Raw genomic sequence first — 16,614 nt, 5'->3', positions numbered from 1 at the left:
AAGCCGCCGGGATGACCGGCGGCTTTTTTGTTTCGGGATGTCTTCAGGCTATCAGCGGAAGTAGTCCTGCAGCGGGCGCACTTCCAGCGATCCGGCCTTGAGCGCAGCGATGGCCTCAGCAGCGGCTTCAGCTCCCGCCATGGTCGTGTAGTAAGGCAGCTTCTGCATCAGCGTTGCGCGGCGGATCGACTTGGAGTCGGAAACAGCACTGGCGCTGTCCGTCGTGTTGAAGACGAGATGAATCTGGCGATTGCGGATCGCGTCTTCCACATGCGGACGGCCTTCGATGACCTTGTTGATCTTGGTCGATTCGACGCCGTTGGCTTCGAGGAACTTCTGTGTTCCGCCGGTTGCCATGACCTTGAAGCCGATGCTTGCAAGCTTGCGGACCGCACCGAGCACGCGTTCCTTGTCCTCGTCGCGAACAGATACGAAGACCGTGCCTTCACGCGGCAGTTCAACGCCTGCGCCAAGCTGTGCCTTTGCGAAGGCCAGAGCATAGTCGTAGTCGAGGCCCATGACTTCGCCGGTCGAGCGCATTTCCGGTCCGAGCAGCGTATCGACGCCAGGGAAACGGGCAAACGGGAACACAGCTTCCTTGACCGCGATATGCGGGCGGGAAGGCGTCTTCGGCTTGCCGCCATAGGCGCCGAGTGCTGCTTCCAGGCTTTCACCGGCCATGACGCGGGCTGCAACCTTGGCGATCGGAGTGCCGACCGTCTTGGCGACGAACGGAACCGTACGCGATGCACGCGGATTGACCTCGAGAATGAAGATTTCGCCGTCCTTGATGGCGAACTGCACATTCATCAGGCCGCCGACATGAAGCGCCTTGGCAAGCGCCGCCGTCTGGCGTTCCAGCTCGGCAACGGTTTCAGGCGAAAGTGTATGCACCGGCAGCGAGCAGGCCGAGTCACCGGAGTGAATGCCAGCTTCCTCGATATGCTCCATGATACCGGCGACAAAGCTGTCCTTGCCGTCACACAGGCAGTCGACGTCCACTTCAATGGCTTCCGTCAGATAGGTATCGAACAGAAGCGGGTTCTTGCCGAGCAGCGTGTTGATCTGGCCGGTCTTGTCGTTCGGATACTTGGCCTTGATGTCTTCCGGCACCAGCTCCGGCACGGTGTCGAGCAGATAGTTCTGCAGCGAGCGTTCATCATGGATGATCTGCATGGCGCGGCCACCCAGAACATAAGACGGGCGCACGACAAGCGGGAAGCCGAGGTCGGCTGCGACGAGGCGTGCCTGCTCCACCGAATAGGCGATGCCGTTCTTCGGCTGGTTGAGATCGAGCTTGATCAACAGCTTCTGGAAACGGTCACGATCTTCCGCAAGGTCGATGGCGTCCGGCGACGTGCCGAGGATCGGGATACCGGCCTTTTCAAGCGCATTGGCGAGCTTGAGCGGGGTCTGGCCGCCAAACTGTACGATGACGCCGTGAAGCGTGCCCTTCTCCTGTTCAACGCGCAGGATTTCCAGCACGTCTTCCGCTGTCAGCGGTTCGAAATAGAGACGATCCGACGTGTCGTAGTCGGTCGAAACCGTTTCCGGATTGCAGTTGATCATGATGGCTTCATAGTCAGCATCATTGAGCGCAAAAGCCGCATGGCAGCAGCAATAGTCGAACTCGATGCCCTGACCGATGCGGTTCGGACCACCGCCGAGAATGACGACCTTCTTGCGATCCGACACCTCGGCTTCCGAGCGCGGCTGGCCGACGAAAGGCGTTTCATAGGTCGAGTACATGTAGGCAGTCGGCGAAGCGAATTCGGCAGCGCAGGTGTCGATGCGCTTGTAGACCGGATGCACGTCGAGTTCGCCGCGCAGCTTGGCCACGTCTTCCGCGTCCTGATCCGTCAGGCTTGCAAGGCGCGCATCGGAGAAGCCCATGGCTTTCAGCATACGCAGGTTTTCAGCGTCCTGCGGCAGGCCGTGTTCGCGGATGCGCTCTTCGGTCTTTACGATGGCTTCGATCTGTTCGAGAAACCACGGATCGATCTTCGATGCGTCGTGCACCTGCTCGGTGGTCAGGCCGAGGCGCATGGCCTGCGCGACCATGCGCAGACGATCCGGCGTCGGCGTGCCGATGGCAGCGCGGATGGCGTTCTTCTCGTCGCCTTCCTCGATATTCGGAATGGCAATTTCGTCGAGGCCGGTCAGGCCGGTTTCAAGACCGCGCAGCGCCTTCTGTAAGCTTTCCTGGAAAGTACGGCCAATGGCCATGACTTCACCGACCGACTTCATGGCGGTGGTCAGGATCGGCGAGGAACCGGGGAACTTTTCGAAGGCGAAACGCGGGATCTTGGTGACGACATAGTCGATCGACGGCTCGAACGAGGCAGGCGTTGCGCCGCCGGTAATGTCGTTGTCGAGTTCGTCGAGCGTGTAGCCGACGGCAAGCTTGGCTGCGACCTTGGCAATCGGGAAGCCGGTCGCCTTGGAAGCAAGCGCCGAAGAACGCGACACGCGCGGGTTCATTTCGATGACGATCATGCGGCCATTGGCCGGGTTGATCGCGAACTGCACGTTGGAGCCGCCGGTTTCGACGCCGATCTCGCGCAGCACCGCAATCGAGGCGTTACGCATGATCTGGTATTCTTTGTCGGTCAGCGTCAGCGCAGGCGCGACGGTGATCGAATCGCCGGTGTGTACGCCCATCGGATCGAGGTTTTCGATCGAGCAGATGATGATGCAGTTGTCCGCCTTGTCGCGGACGACTTCCATTTCATATTCTTTCCAGCCCAGAACCGACTCTTCAATCAGCACTTCGGTCGTCGGCGATGCGTCCAGACCGCGCTCGATGATTTCGAAGAATTCCTGGCGGTTATAGGCAATGCCGCCGCCGGTGCCGCCGAGCGTGAAGCTTGGGCGGATGATGGCAGGCAGGCCAACCACGTCGAGCGCCTGCGCAGCCTTTGCAAGTGCATGCGTCATGTAACGCTGCTTGCGTTCGACTTCGCCGAGCTGCCATTCGGTTTCAAGCTTGTCGAGCGCCTTGTCGAGATCGTCACCCGAAAACTGCGCCTTGACTTCGGCGCGCTTGGTTTCGTGGCGCTTGCGGTCTTCGTCCTTGATTTCGGTGGCGTTGGCGAGGCGGGATTCCGGCGTATCAAGGCCGATCTTTTCCATGGCTTCGCGGAAAAGCGCGCGATCTTCCGCCTTGTCGATGGCTTCCGCATTGGCGCCGATCATCTCGACATTGTAGCGCTCAAGAACGCCCATGCGGCGGAGCGACAATGCGGTGTTCAGCGCGGTCTGGCCGCCCATGGTCGGCAGCAACGCGTCCGGGCGTTCCTTGGCGATGATCTTGGCGACCACTTCCGGCGTGATCGGTTCGATATAGGTTGCATCCGCCAGATCGGGATCGGTCATGATCGTGGCCGGATTGGAGTTGACGAGGATGATACGGTAGCCTTCCTCTTTCAACGCCTTACAGGCCTGCGTGCCCGAATAGTCGAATTCACAAGCCTGGCCGATGACAATGGGGCCCGCGCCGATAATCAGGATCGATTTGATATCTGTACGTTTCGGCATGGGCGCTCGTCCTATCTTCTTCGCGCGCATGATCTTGTCCGAAAACCGGTTCCCATTTTCGGGATCATGCTCTTGTTTTACGCATGTCTTTGTCTCGAAACCGCTTCCCACTTTCGAGAGACATGCTGCTTAGCCTGCCAGAAAAGCCCGCACGGTTTTCCGGCGGGTTGGCAGCGTATGAATTCTGTGGGCTAAGCGGGCCTTATAGGCAATCGATTCCGAAAGCGGAACCCCACAAATCGTTTTATTTCAAAGAAAGTGCGGGCATTCACGAAAATTCTTGCCCGCCTCATACTTTCTCCGTCGATGTTATGACCGAAACACAGTGCTCGCGGGCCGTTCAGGCTTCTGCCTGAGCGACTTTCAGCGATGGTTTGTTGCGCTTTGTGAGCATATGGCCGAGCCTGTTCGACGGTAGTTCGATCAAGCGATAGGAAATCTTTGCTGCGATGATCGCACCAATCACGATGGCAGCCATGCCGGCGATCTCAAGTGTGGGGCCGAGGTTCAGCTTCCGCATCACCGCCCAGCCAAAACCGACCACGAACATATGTGTCAGGTAGAGCGAATAGGAAGTCGCCCCGAGATCGACAAAGAAATTGTCTCGCAGGTCGCCGAGCCAGCGCTCGATGCCCAATGCACCGGCAACCAGTAAAACAGCCGCACCGCACATGATGAGATAAGTGAAGAAGTTGTTGAATGCGACCAGTGGGGTGGAGAAGGTGCCGTAAAGAGCCGCTATGGCGAGGACGCCAATTCCGGCCAGCGCCACCGGGGGCAATTTTTCCCACAGGCGGTGTTTTTCCGCTTCGGCCAGCCACATGCCGCACATGAATGTCAGCAGGTTCTTGTGAAGATAGAATGCAGCGATGCTCGCCGATGGTTCGACGAAGAAGCTTCCGATGACACATGCGCCGAAGATACCGGTCAGCAAGATCGTGCGCTGTAAGGCATTTTTGCACCACCAGAACAAGGCGAATACGAGATAGAAGAACAATTCGTAGTTCAGCGACCAGCCGAGTTTGAAGATCGGGCGCCAATCGCTTGGGTCACCCGGTGTGGCGGCGGGTATGAAGAACAGCGATTTGATGAAATAGCCCACATCCGGAACCGTCGTCTTGAACAGTGACGGCAGATAAAGAGCGCAGATGAAAACCGTGATCGTGCAGAGCCAGTAAAGCGGCACGATGCGGAAAACGCGGCGCAGCAGAAAGTCACCGGGCCTGAACGGGCCGTCGGCATTGACATAGGCGATGATGAAACCGCTGATGACGAAGAACAGTTGAACGCCGAAAACACCCAGCATCGTGATGGCATTGTTTGTTTCTGCGCGCGGATGCTCAATCGTATGGGCGATCAGGACGGCCGTTGCCGCAAGACCGCGCAATATCTGGATCGAATAAAGCTGTTTTCGATTCTGCATCGTCTATGCCCCCATTGACAGAGCATGCTTTAGCGAATGCCGCGCATTTCCGCAATTACTAGCGTATAGATTGTGAAGGCTTCGCCTTCATGTTTGTGACATTGTGAAGGAAGCCGTCAATTTTTCTAGGATCCCTTCCATTGATGCTTGTTTTGACAGGTTTTGTCTATCGAAGCGGAAAGGGATTTCTATTGTCCAAACTATTGCGAAAGAGTCTTCGTTTGTGATTGACACTGCCATTTACTTTTTATGTTGCCGTGCCAACTCTTTATGCGACAATTACATGTATAGTTTGGTGCTGCTTCGTCGAGAGCGGCACGGTGTAGGGGAGTTGGTCAATGCGCTGGCAAGGCCGTAGGCAAAGTGACAATGTGGAAGATCAGCGCGGGGCGCAGGGCGGTGGCATAGGTGGCGGCTTCGGTCGCGGCGGGGGCCTTGGCGGTCCCGGCTTTCGAATCGTTCGCGGCGGCGGCATTTCCGGTATTCTCATTCTGGTGGTGATGTTCTTCGTGCTGCGTGCGGTTGGTATCGATCCGCTGCCGATCCTGTTCGGCGATGGCAGCATGGGGCCGAGCGTAACCCAGCAAGCCGGTCAATCCGGACGGACCGCTGCCGAGGGGGGCGCGGTTGCCAATGATGAGACAACGCAGTTCGCCCGCACCGTACTGGCTGAGACGGAAGACGTCTGGAGCGGCATTTTCAAGTCACGCGGCCAGACCTACACGCCGCCGACCATGGTGCTCTTTTCCGGACAGGTTCGTTCGGCCTGCGGCTTTGCTTCCGCGGCGTCCGGGCCGTTTTATTGCCCCGGCGATCGCAAGCTCTACATCGATCTGAGCTTCTATAAGGAACTGGCAAACCGTTTTGGCGCTTCCGGCGATTTCGCACAGGCCTATGTCCTTGCGCATGAGGTCGGGCACCATATCCAGAACCTGCTCGGCATTCTGCCGAAATTCAACCAGATGCGTCAGCAGATGAGCGAAGCGCAGGCCAACCAGATGTCGGTTCGTGTTGAGCTTCAGGCCGATTGCTTCGCCGGTGTGTGGGGTTACTACACGGAACAGAAGGGCATTCTGGAGGCGGGCGACCTTGAAGAAGCTCTGAATGCGGCACACCAGATCGGCGATGACACGCTGCAGCGCCGTAGTCAGGGTTACGTTGTGCCGGAAAGCTTCAATCATGGCACATCCGCCCAGCGCGCCAAGTGGTTCCAGCGCGGCTTCGATAGCGGCAAGCTGGAATCCTGTGATACATTCAGCGGTGATGTTTAAAGTCGTTCTGATACTTTAGAAAAAGGCGGTTTCGACCGCCTTTTTCTTTGTGGAGGAAAAACGCCCGTTCTTTTTGTCGAAAGCCCGCAATATTCGCCTTGTCGTGAAATAATTTTCCAGATAAATGCATTCGCACCGGCGCGGCCTTTTTCCGATTTGCAAGCGTGACGCTCAATTTTGAGCGGCGATGGCGCGCGAGTTCTCCAATCAACACAATTTATGAATGTTCCACCTTTTCAGTCGTGGAGCATATTTCAGGTGTCCCATGCATGATCCCCAGTTTGTACGGCGGGGCTTGTTACTCGTCTTTATGACACTGTTCCTCGACATTATCGGCATTGCGATCATCATGCCGGTTCTGCCGACTTTTCTCGAAGAGCTGACCGGTGCGGATATCAGCACCGCAGCCGTCGATGGTGGCTGGCTTTTGCTGGTCTATGCCGGAATGCAGTTCCTGTTCGCGCCGATGATCGGCAATCTGAGCGACCGTTTCGGGCGACGGCCGGTGCTGCTCGCCTCGATTTTCACCTTCGCGCTCGACAATCTGATCTGTGCGCTCGCAACCACCTATTGGATGCTGTTTGTCGGCCGTGTGCTGGCAGGCATCAGCGGAGCAAGCTTCGCGACGGCATCCGCCTACATTGCCGATGTCAGCGATGACAGCAATCGTGCGCGCAATTTCGGCCTGATCGGCATTGCTTTCGGTGTCGGCTTTGCGCTTGGTCCGGTGCTGGGCGGCTTGCTGGGGGAGTTCGGTCCGCGCGTTCCGTTCTACGGAGCGGCGTTCCTGTCTTTCATCAACTTCATCCTCGCCTATTTCCTGTTGCCGGAGACGTTGACGCGCGAAAACCGGCGCACCTTCCAGTTCGCCCGGGCCAATCCGCTGGGCGCGCTCAAGCAGATGCGAAACTATCCCGGCATCGGCTGGGTGGTGCTGGTCTTCTTCCTGTTCTGGCTGGCTCATGCCGTCTATCCGTCCGTCTGGGCCTTCGTCGGTGCTTATCGCTATAACTGGAGCGAAGCCCAGATAGGTCTGTCGCTGGGGCTTTTCGGTATCGGCGCAGCGTTCGTGATGGCGCTGGTTCTGCCAAGGGTCTTGCCGGTGCTTGGCGAGCGGCGCACAGCGATCACAGGCGTGCTGTTTTCCTGTCTTGGCATGATTGGATACGCCATCGCATGGGAAGGTTGGATGGTTTATGCCGTCATCTTCCTGACGGCGCTGGAAGGTCTGGCCGATCCGCCGCTGCGCAGTATTGCGGCAGGCAAGGTTCCGCCTTCCGCGCAAGGCGAATTGCAGGGTGCACTGACAAGCGTGTCGAGCATTACGACCATCATCGGCCCGCTCATCTTCACGCAGCTATTCGCCGTGTTCACCGGCATGAATGCGCCGTTCGTCTTCGCTGGAATGCCCTATGCCGTCGGAGCCGGACTGGTTTTTCTGGCGCTGGTCATCGTGGTGGCGCGGGTGCGTCCAACGCCCTCGGCCAAGCCCTCAGAGGTTTGATCGATACGGAAAATGAAAAGGCCGGAGTTTTTACTCCGGCCTTTTACTTCGATAATTCTTTTAGAGGGCTTAGAGCGCGTTTCGATCTGATTGAATCAGATAGGCGCTCTAACTTTTTGTTTTGACGCGCATCTCTTCCGAAAACCGTTTCACACTTTTCGGGATGCGCTCTAAGCCGCCTGTTCGCGTTCCGGAAGCGGCGTTTCGCCCTTCTTTTCGCGGATCAGGTTGATGAAGCGGCGGAACAGATAGTGCGAATCCTGCGGGCCGGGCGATGCTTCCGGATGGTGCTGCACCGAGAATACCGGCTTGCCGACGACGCGCAGGCCGCAATTGGTGCCGTCGAAGAGCGACACATGCGTTTCCTCGACATTTTCCGGCAGCGAGTCTGAATCGACCGCGAAGCCGTGGTTCATCGATACGATCTCGACCTTGCCGGTCGTGTAGTCCTTCACCGGATGGTTGGCGCCGTGATGGCCCTGATGCATTTTCTCGGTGCGTCCGCCAAGTGCGAGCGCCAGCATCTGGTGGCCGAGGCAGATGCCGAAGACCGGAAGGTCGGTTTCGACAAGCTTCTTGATGGTTGGAACGGCATATGCGCCGGTCGCTGCCGGATCGCCAGGACCGTTGGACAGGAAGACACCATCCGGGTTGTGGGCCAGAACGTCCTCAGCCGTTGCCGTTGCAGGCAGCACGGTGACCTTTGCGCCGAGGCCGGTGAGCAGGCGCAGAATGTTACGTTTCACTCCGAAATCGAGCGCCACCACGTGATATTCCGGGGTGTCCTGTTCGCCATAGCCGTCTGCGAGCGTCCATGGAGTTTCTTTCCATGTGAGGCTCTGGCCAACCGTGACGTCCTTGGCGAGATCGAGATTTTCAAGACCGCTCCATGCGGCGGCGCGTGCCTTGAGTGCTTCGAGGTCGAACTTGCCGCTCGGATCATGAGCAATGACTGCGTTCTGTGCGCCGCGCTCGCGGATGAGCGAGGTCAGCGCGCGCGTATCGATACCGGCCAGTGCAATGACGCCGCGGTGCTTCAGCCACGCATCCAGATCTTCCGTTGCGCGGAAATTCGATGGTGACGTGATGTCAGCCTTGAAGATCGCGCCGACTGCGCCGTGGCGATTGGCCGGCGTCAGGTCTTCAACGTCTTCGGCATTGGTGCCGACATTGCCGATATGCGGGAAGGTGAAGGTTACGATCTGACCGGCATAAGACGGGTCGGTCAGGATTTCTTCGTAACCGGTCAGCGCCGTGTTGAACACGACCTCGGCTTCAATCGCACCGATTGCACCGAGGCCTTTGCCTTCGATCACGGTTCCGTCCGCAAGTACGAGGATGGCGGTTCGCTTCTCAACAGTCCAGGGTGCTGTTTTCGGTGTGGTTTCTGTCATGGTCTGCACTCCTGATTGTTAGCCGCGCGCCAGCGTGTGCTGTTATTTCGTTGCCAGCTAGAGCGTCGAACTGATGGAATCAAATCGACGCTCTAACTGTTTGTTTCCATGCATGCCGTTGTCCCAAAACCGGTTCCCACTTTTGGGCGGCATGCTTTATGCGGCACGCGTTCGTGTTCCAACGACCACCGGAAGGGTGGCTTGAAAGATGAAGCGTCAAGGGTCATATATGCGCCAAAAGGCAGCGGGGATTTTAAACCTCCCGCCGCGAGCACGTGCCGATGTCCTGCTAAGCCTTGAGCAATAGAGAAACTTGGACGCCGGGTCAATCGTCCGAGGCCATGCTTTCCTGAAATAATGACGATAATCGTCGTATTATTATTTCTCGGGATGGTGGTTCGGACAGCTCGGCGATTCTATTCGCTTGTTGTATAGATGCAGGAAACGAACAACAAAGAACTTACACCGTCAGGAGAGACGTTATGCTTCGCCAGGAGATTTCCCAGGCCCTCACGACCGCGCTGAAAGCACAGGAGAAGCGTCGCATGTCGACGCTGCGTTTGATCCTGGCTGCGGTAAAGGACCGAGATATCGCCAACCGTACTGCTGGCAAGGACCCGGTCGGGGATGAAGAATTGCTGGGTATTCTCGGCAAGATGGTCAAGCAGCGCGAAGAATCCGCCCGCATCTATGAAGAAGGCAGCCGTCTTGAGCTCGCTGAAGCCGAGCGTGAGGAAATCACGATCATTTCCGAATTTCTGCCGCAGCAGATGAGCGAGGATGAGGTCAAGCAGGCCTGTGCGGATGTGATTGCCGAAATCGGTGCTCAAGGTCTGCGCGACATGGGCAAGTGCATGGCCGTTCTTAAAGAGCGCTATGCAGGCAAGATGGATTTCACCAAGGCCAGCGCCATCGTGAAATCGCTTCTGCAGTGAAAGCGTGAGGCATAAGTGCCTTTCGCTTTTGTTTCAGCCCCCGCTCTGGCGGGGGCTTTCTATTGTTTGGGCGCTATACTCAGCCCTGCTTGACGGCTTTCAGTCGCGTATCGCTGAGGAGGCCCTGTTCTTCGAGGACCGGATAGGCCATTGAGGCGAGAAGCGAGTTGATCTGCTTGAGGTCGCGGATCGTGTCGAGATGGATGCTGCTGGTCTCGATGCTGCGGGTGGCGCCTTCGCGCAGTCGGCTGAAATGGCGCATGCTGGTCTGCTTTTCCAGTTCACGCAGCTGGTCCTTTTCCTGCACTAGCTGACGGGCCGTACGGCCATCGCGTGAGACGATCACATTGAACGCCATGTGCGCATTGGCCAGAACCATGGCGTGGAAATGGCTGAGTTCCTTCCAGCCTTCTTCGGTGAATTCCAGCTTGTGGTCCATCTTCTTTTGAACATGCGCCAGCATGTTGCGCACGATGATGTCGCCGACCTGCTCAAGCTTCACACATGCGCCCAGCAATTCCTGCATGCGCAGCGACTCGAAATCACTCAGCTCATGGGTTGCAAGCTTGGTCAGATAGAGCTTGATGGCAGCATGGCGCTTGTCCACGCGGTCATCGAGAGCTTCAAGTTCATCGATCCGCACCTGATCGGGCTTCTCATAAAGCTCGATGATCCGCCGCAGCATGACTTCGATCGTGTCGCAGACGCCGACCACTTCGCGGGTTGCATTGGCAAGCGCCTGTGAGGGCCGGTCGAGCACGGCAGTGTCGAGCGCGCTATATTGCTCGATCTCGATGGGCTGCTGTGAAGCCGGGGTGCCCTTGTCCGCATTGAGATTAACCAGAGCCTCTGTTGCGCGCAGCACGAGGCCAGAAAGCGGAATACCGGCAATCATCACGATGACATTGAACAGGATATGCGCATTGACCACCTGCGAAACCGGATCGGTGCCGAGGAAGGCAACCGACGGTTTGAAGGTCTGGTAAAGCACGAGCATGATGAGTGACCCGGCGCCGCGCATCAAAAGATTGCCGAGTGGCACGACGCGGGTTTCAGGTGGCGCATGCCGGGTCAGGATCGGGGCGATGATCGAAGACCCCAGATTGACGCCGAGAACCATCACCACGGCGAGCTCTGGATGGATCAGCCCGCGCGAGGCAAAGGTCGTAAGCAGGATGACGGCGGCAACGCTGGAATGAAACAGCCATGTCATGAGTGCTGCGAGCAGATAGGCAGTGATCGGGTCGCTTGACAGATAGTCGACGATGACCGGCAGCAATTCACTTTGCCGCAGCGGCTCGGTGGCCTGTCCGGTCATTTCCAGTGACATGATGAGCAGGCCGATACCGACCAGAATGCGTCCGATCTGCCGCCAGTCGCGGCGCTCGGTGGTCATGAAGATGCCTGTGCCGATGACAAGGCAGAGCGGTACCAGAAGCGTGAGGTCGTAGCTCAGGATCTTGACGACGAGGGCGGAGCCAAGCTCGCCGCCGCGCACGGCCATGAGGCCTGCAACGCCGCTTACGAAACCTGAACCGACAAATGAACCGACGAGAAGCGTAACCGCTGTCGAGCTTTGCAGGGCGACAGCAAGGGCAAGGCCGAAGGCGACGGAAAGCAGCGGGTTCTGCATCTGGTTGCGCAAGCGTCTGCGCAGCCGGTCGCCATAGGCACGCTCCACCCCGGTCCGAACCATGCGTGTCGCCCAAAGCAGGAGCGCAACTGCACCGGCCAGATGCAAAAGGACCAAAGAACCATTCACGGCAAAATCCCTTCGGGTTGGAGGTTGACATCTGTGATTAAGCTAACGCAACAAATGAAGAAAAAATATGTTCCGGCTAATCAATTCTTCAAGAGATATGGGCTTGTTCGCAATTAAAAGCAATCCATTCCCGCAGCGTCATGACGGATATATGACAGTTTTGTGACAGCGGGCTTGTTTGGCAGCGACATGTGATTAGCGGGGAGGGACATGCCTGCACGATGGACTGTCAGAACGGGCGCGCCTATATACTCTAAGGAATACACTCCCGCTGTCTGAACGAACTGAAAGTGAAATCTGTAATGCGTTTTCCGCCCTCCTTTCTCGATGAGATCAGAGACCGCGTCCCGATCTCGACGCTGATAGGAACGCGCGCTTCGTTCGACCGCAAGAAGAGCAATCCTCCGAAGGGTGATTTCTGGGCCTGCTGTCCGTTTCATGGCGAGAAGACGCCAAGCTTTCACTGCGAAGATCGCAAGGGTCGCTATCATTGTTTCGGCTGCGGCGTAACCGGCGACCACTTCAAGTTTCTGACCGATCTTGAAGGCCTGAGTTTCCCGGAAGCAGTGGAGCGTGTGGCCGATATGGCAGGCGTTCCGATGCCTGCGCGCGATCCGGAAATGGAAAAGCGCGAGGCGCAGCGCGCAACGCTTTATGACGTCATGGAGCTGGCCGCGCAGTTCTTCGAAAACCAGCTGCAAAGCGCCGTTGGAGCCAAGGCACGCGCCTATCTGCGGGATCGCGGACTTTCGACCGCAACGCAGCAGTCGTTCCGCATTGGCTATGCGCCAGAGTCGCGCAATGCCTTGAAGGAGTTTCTGGCTGGCAAAGGCGTGTCGCGCGAGCAGATCGAAGCGTGCGGTCTCGTCGTGCACGGCGAGGGGATTGCCGTTTCCTACGACCGTTTTCGCGATCGCGTCATGTTCCCGATAGAGGATTTGCGCGGGCGGATCATTGCTTTCGGCGGGCGTGCGCTTTCTGCGGACGCTCCGGCCAAATATCTGAACTCGCCGGAAACCGAACTCTTTCACAAGGGGCGGGTTCTCTATAACGGATTGCGGGCGCGCAAGGCCTGCCAGCCGCAAGCTGGAGAGCCGGCCAAATCCATCATCGCTGTTGAAGGCTATATGGATGTGATCGCGCTTGCGCAGGCGGGTATCCATCAGGTGGTGGCTCCGCTCGGTACGGCGCTGACGGAAGAACAGCTCGAACTTCTCTGGCGCATCAGCCCTGAACCGGTTCTGTGCTTTGATGGCGATGGTGCGGGGCTTCGCGCCGCCTATCGCGCCGTCGATCTTGGATTGCCTGCCTTGCAGCCCGGCAAATCGCTGCGCTTTGCACTATTGCCGGAAGGGCAGGACCCGGACGATCTGGTCAAGGCGGAAGGCCCAGCCGCATTTCATGCGGTCCTGCGTGACGCCAGACCGCTGGTCGATATGGTGTGGACGCGGGAAACGACGGGCGGTGTGTTCGATACGCCGGAACGCCGCGCCGAACTGGAGGCGCGGCTGCGTGAAATTACCAGCCGCATCGCGAATGAGGACATTCGGCGCCACTACAGTCAGGATATGCGCGACCGGGCGCAAGCTTTTTTTGGCCAGGGGCGTCAAGGGTATCAAGGCGGCGGTCAGCGCAATTCGTCTTTCAACCGCAGGAATGATGGCGGACGGGGACGCGGCGGACCGGCGGGCGGCAATGGCCGCCTTGCGATTTCCGACAGTCTGGTGCGCTCCACGCTGGTAAAGGGCGGCAGGCCGGGCGCTGGATCACATGCCCCCTTGCGCGAAACGGCCATCGTGCTGACGCTTCTCAATCACCCACGGCTGATTGAAGAAGATTTCGAGACGCTGGCGGCACTCGATCTGGGACATGAGGCACTCAAGTCGCTGCATCTGGCCATGCTGGATGTGCTGGCTGCCGGCCATATGGAAGATGGTCACGCCATGCGGCACGCACTGGTCAATGCCGGTCATGGCGAGCAGATTGAAATGCTCGAACTCGTGGTGAAGGGTGCGAAACTCTGGACTGCGACGGCTCTGGCCGCAGAAGACGACGCGCGCGAAGCCCTTCGTCAGGCGCTTCACTTGCATCAGCGTGCGCGCACACTACATAAGGAGCTGCGGGCCGTTGAGGCCGCACTTGAAACAGACGAGACGGGCGAATTGTTTGCACGTCTCAGAGATATACAAAATCAGATTTTGAAAGCTGATGCGACTGAAGCTCTGATCGACGGTTTTGGACTGTCTTCGGGGCGCCCACCCGGCGGTTTCTGATTCGGATTTCCGAATCAGTTCTGCGAGAACAGCCGGAAATGCGGGGTTGCGATCCGGAAAACGTGCTCTATCTGGCCAACGAAGAGGTCGCGACAACAAATGATTCGCTTTTTAAGCCCGAATCATGTGAGTCGCTCTTGACGTGTGGCGTAAATGACGGAATCACGACAGTTCGAACAAGGAAAAGAACAGAAACCGGTGATATCCGATGCTGCAAGGCAGCAAGCCGGATTTGGGCCGGAAAAGTGGCCCGGAAAGTGGCGTTGTCTGGTTGACCGCCTGATCTGCCCACAAGAAATCGGAGATGAAGAAGCCCGATACCGATGGCAAGGTTAATCCGCCATTAACAGGAAATCGGCTACTCGCAGAATCAACTGACGGATTGCGGCCTCGCAAAACTGTCCGAGAACTCTATATATCTTAGAAGCGACCGGGGTCGCCTGGAGAAGAACATATGGCAACGAAGGTTAAGGAAAACGAAGAAGCCGAAGTCGAGCGCGAAGGTGCTGCCGACGGTCCGCTTCTCGACCTTTCTGACGATGCTGTCAAGAAGATGATCAAACTCGCGAAGAAGCGCGGCTACGTCACCATGGACGAGCTGAATGCCGTGCTGCCTTCCGAGGAAGTGACATCCGAGCAGATCGAAGACACGATGTCGATGCTTTCCGATATGGGTATCAATGTCGTTGAAGATGACGAGCAGGACAACGACCGCGAAGAAAACAACGACGACGACTCGGAAGAGGGCGGCGATCTGGTCGAATCCGGTGGCACGGCTGTTGCCACCACCACGACCAAGAAAGAGCCGACCGACCGTACCGACGATCCGGTGCGCATGTATCTGCGCGAAATGGGGTCCGTCGAGCTTCTGTCGCGCGAAGGCGAAATCGCGATTGCAAAGCGTATCGAGGCTGGTCGCGAGACCATGATCGCCGGGCTTTGCGAAAGCCCGCTGACCTTCCAGGCGATCATCATATGGCGCGACCAGCTGAACGATTCCAACATTCTGCTGCGCGAAATTATCGACCTCGAAACCACCTATGCCGGTCCGGAAGCCAAACAGGCTCCGGTGATCGAGCGCGTGGAAGAGGAAAAGCCGCGCGATGACAAGCCTCAGCGCCGCTCGCGTGATGACGACGACATTACCAATGTCGGCGGCGACATGCCCGCGGAAGAGGAAGAAGAGGACGAGGACGAAGCCAACCTGTCGCTGGCGGCCATGGAAGCCGAACTGCGTCCGCAGGTCATGGAAACGCTCGACCTTATCGCCGACACCTACAAGAAACTGCGCAAGCTGCAGGACCAGCAGGTCGAGGGCCGTCTGGCCGCGACGGGCGAACTGTCGTCGAGCCAGGAGCGTCGCTACAAGGAACTGAAAGATCAGCTCATCAAGGCAGTGAAGTCGCTGTCACTGAACCAGAACCGTATCGAACAGCTCGTCGAACAGCTTTACGACATCAACAAGCGTCTGGTGCAGAACGAAGGCAAGCTGCTGCGTCTGGCCGAATCCTTCGGTGTGCGTCGTGAGGAATTCCTGAAGGAATATCAGGGCCACGAGCTGGACCCGAAATGGGTAGAGCGCGTGAGCACGCTTTCAGCCCGTGGCTGGAAGGAATTTGCAGCCAAGGAAGAGCGCGCCATCGACCGTCTGCGTTCGGAAATCCAGATGCTGGCGACCGAAACCGCGATCTCCATCGGCGAATTCCGCCGTATCGTCAATCAGGTGCAGAAGGGCGAACGCGAAGCGACCATCGCCAAGAAGGAAATGGTGGAAGCCAACCTTCGTCTCGTCATCTCGATTGCCAAGAAGTACACGAACCGTGGTCTGCAGTTCCTCGATCTCATTCAGGAAGGCAATATCGGTCTGATGAAGGCGGTCGACAAGTTCGAATATCGCCGTGGTTACAAGTTCTCGACCTATGCGACATGGTGGATTCGTCAGGCAATCACCCGTTCGATTGCCGATCAGGCGCGCACCATCCGTATTCCGGTGCACATGATCGAAACGATCAACAAGATCGTTCGTACATCGCGCCAGATGCTGCATGAAATCGGTCGTGAGCCGACGCCGGAAGAACTGGCTGAAAAGCTCGCCATGCCGCTCGAAAAAGTGCGCAAGGTGCTGAAGATCGCCAAGGAGCCGATCTCGCTCGAAACGCCGGTTGGCGACGAGGAAGATTCACATCTGGGCGATTTCATCGAGGACAAGAACGCGCTTCTGCCAATCGATGCAGCGATTCAGGCTAATCTGCGCGATACGACGACCCGTGTTCTGGCTTCGCTGACGCCGCGTGAAGAACGTGTTCTGCGTATGCGTTTCGGCATCGGTATGAACACCGACCACACGCTGGAAGAAGTCGGCCAGCAGTTCTCGGTTACCCGCGAACGTATCCGCCAGATCGAGGCCAAGGCGCTGCGCAAGCTGAAGCATCCGAGCCGTTCGCGTAAGCTGCGTTCGTTCCTCGATAGCTAGGGCCTGGATAGCTGAACTGAACAAACACATACGGGAAGGGGA

9 protein-coding genes are annotated in these 16,614 nt (G+C 57.7%); 5 read left to right on the top strand and 4 right to left on the bottom strand.

Going from position 1 to position 16,614, the window contains the following annotated elements:
• Positions 1 to 51: 51 nt before the first annotated feature.
• Both carB and LJ361_RS17905 read right to left on the bottom strand, forming a co-directional pair.
• Entirely contained in the window at positions 52 to 3,537 is a 3,486-nt protein-coding gene (gene carB, locus LJ361_RS17910; protein WP_010659665.1) for a carbamoyl-phosphate synthase large subunit, read from the bottom strand.
• A 340-nt stretch (positions 3,538 to 3,877) separates the two neighbouring features.
• Complete coding sequence (locus LJ361_RS17905; protein ID WP_010659666.1) at positions 3,878 to 4,960, bottom strand: acyltransferase family protein; 1,083 nt, start codon at positions 4,958 to 4,960, stop codon at positions 3,878 to 3,880.
• Between the two features lie 338 nt (positions 4,961 to 5,298).
• Here LJ361_RS17905 and LJ361_RS17900 point away from each other — a divergent pair, with 338 nt between their 5' ends.
• Together LJ361_RS17900 and LJ361_RS17895 are read left to right on the top strand one after the other, a co-directional pair.
• Positions 5,299 to 6,231, top strand: a complete 933-nt coding sequence (locus LJ361_RS17900) for a neutral zinc metallopeptidase (protein WP_010659667.1) — start codon at positions 5,299 to 5,301, stop codon at positions 6,229 to 6,231.
• A 265-nt stretch (positions 6,232 to 6,496) separates the two neighbouring features.
• Positions 6,497 to 7,735, top strand: coding sequence for a TCR/Tet family MFS transporter (locus LJ361_RS17895; RefSeq protein WP_029376060.1), 1,239 nt, complete (start codon positions 6,497 to 6,499; stop codon positions 7,733 to 7,735).
• A 170-nt stretch (positions 7,736 to 7,905) separates the two neighbouring features.
• Here the strand turns inward: LJ361_RS17895 and carA are convergent, their stop codons facing one another.
• Positions 7,906 to 9,129, bottom strand: coding sequence for a glutamine-hydrolyzing carbamoyl-phosphate synthase small subunit (gene carA, locus LJ361_RS17890; protein WP_010659669.1), 1,224 nt, complete (start codon positions 9,127 to 9,129; stop codon positions 7,906 to 7,908).
• A 482-nt stretch (positions 9,130 to 9,611) separates the two neighbouring features.
• Here carA and LJ361_RS17885 point away from each other — a divergent pair, with 482 nt between their 5' ends.
• A complete protein-coding gene (locus LJ361_RS17885; RefSeq protein ID WP_010659670.1) occupies positions 9,612 to 10,064 on the top strand; it encodes a GatB/YqeY domain-containing protein in 453 nt (150 codons plus the stop codon).
• Positions 10,065 to 10,143: 79 nt separating this feature from the next.
• On the opposite strand, the gene LJ361_RS17880 is transcribed toward LJ361_RS17885, so the two are convergent.
• Positions 10,144 to 11,826 (bottom strand): Na/Pi cotransporter family protein, encoded by a 1,683-nt coding sequence (locus LJ361_RS17880; RefSeq protein ID WP_010659671.1) that lies wholly within the window; start codon positions 11,824 to 11,826, stop codon positions 10,144 to 10,146.
• Positions 11,827 to 12,128: 302 nt separating this feature from the next.
• On the opposite strand from LJ361_RS17880, the gene dnaG reads away from it, so the two are divergent.
• Together dnaG and rpoD are read left to right on the top strand one after the other, a co-directional pair.
• On the top strand, positions 12,129 to 14,099 hold the full coding sequence (gene dnaG / locus LJ361_RS17875; RefSeq protein ID WP_010659672.1) for a DNA primase: 1,971 nt from the start codon (positions 12,129 to 12,131) through the stop codon (positions 14,097 to 14,099).
• A 454-nt stretch (positions 14,100 to 14,553) separates the two neighbouring features.
• Positions 14,554 to 16,572, top strand: a complete 2,019-nt coding sequence (gene rpoD, locus LJ361_RS17870) for an RNA polymerase sigma factor RpoD (protein ID WP_010659674.1) — start codon at positions 14,554 to 14,556, stop codon at positions 16,570 to 16,572.
• The last annotated feature ends 42 nt before the right edge of the window (positions 16,573 to 16,614 follow it).

It is taken from the genome of Brucella sp. JSBI001 (assembly GCF_026014005.1).
GTDB lineage: Bacteria > Pseudomonadota > Alphaproteobacteria > Rhizobiales > Rhizobiaceae > Brucella > Brucella anthropi.
This window is presented reverse-complemented; position numbering and strand designations above follow the sequence as displayed.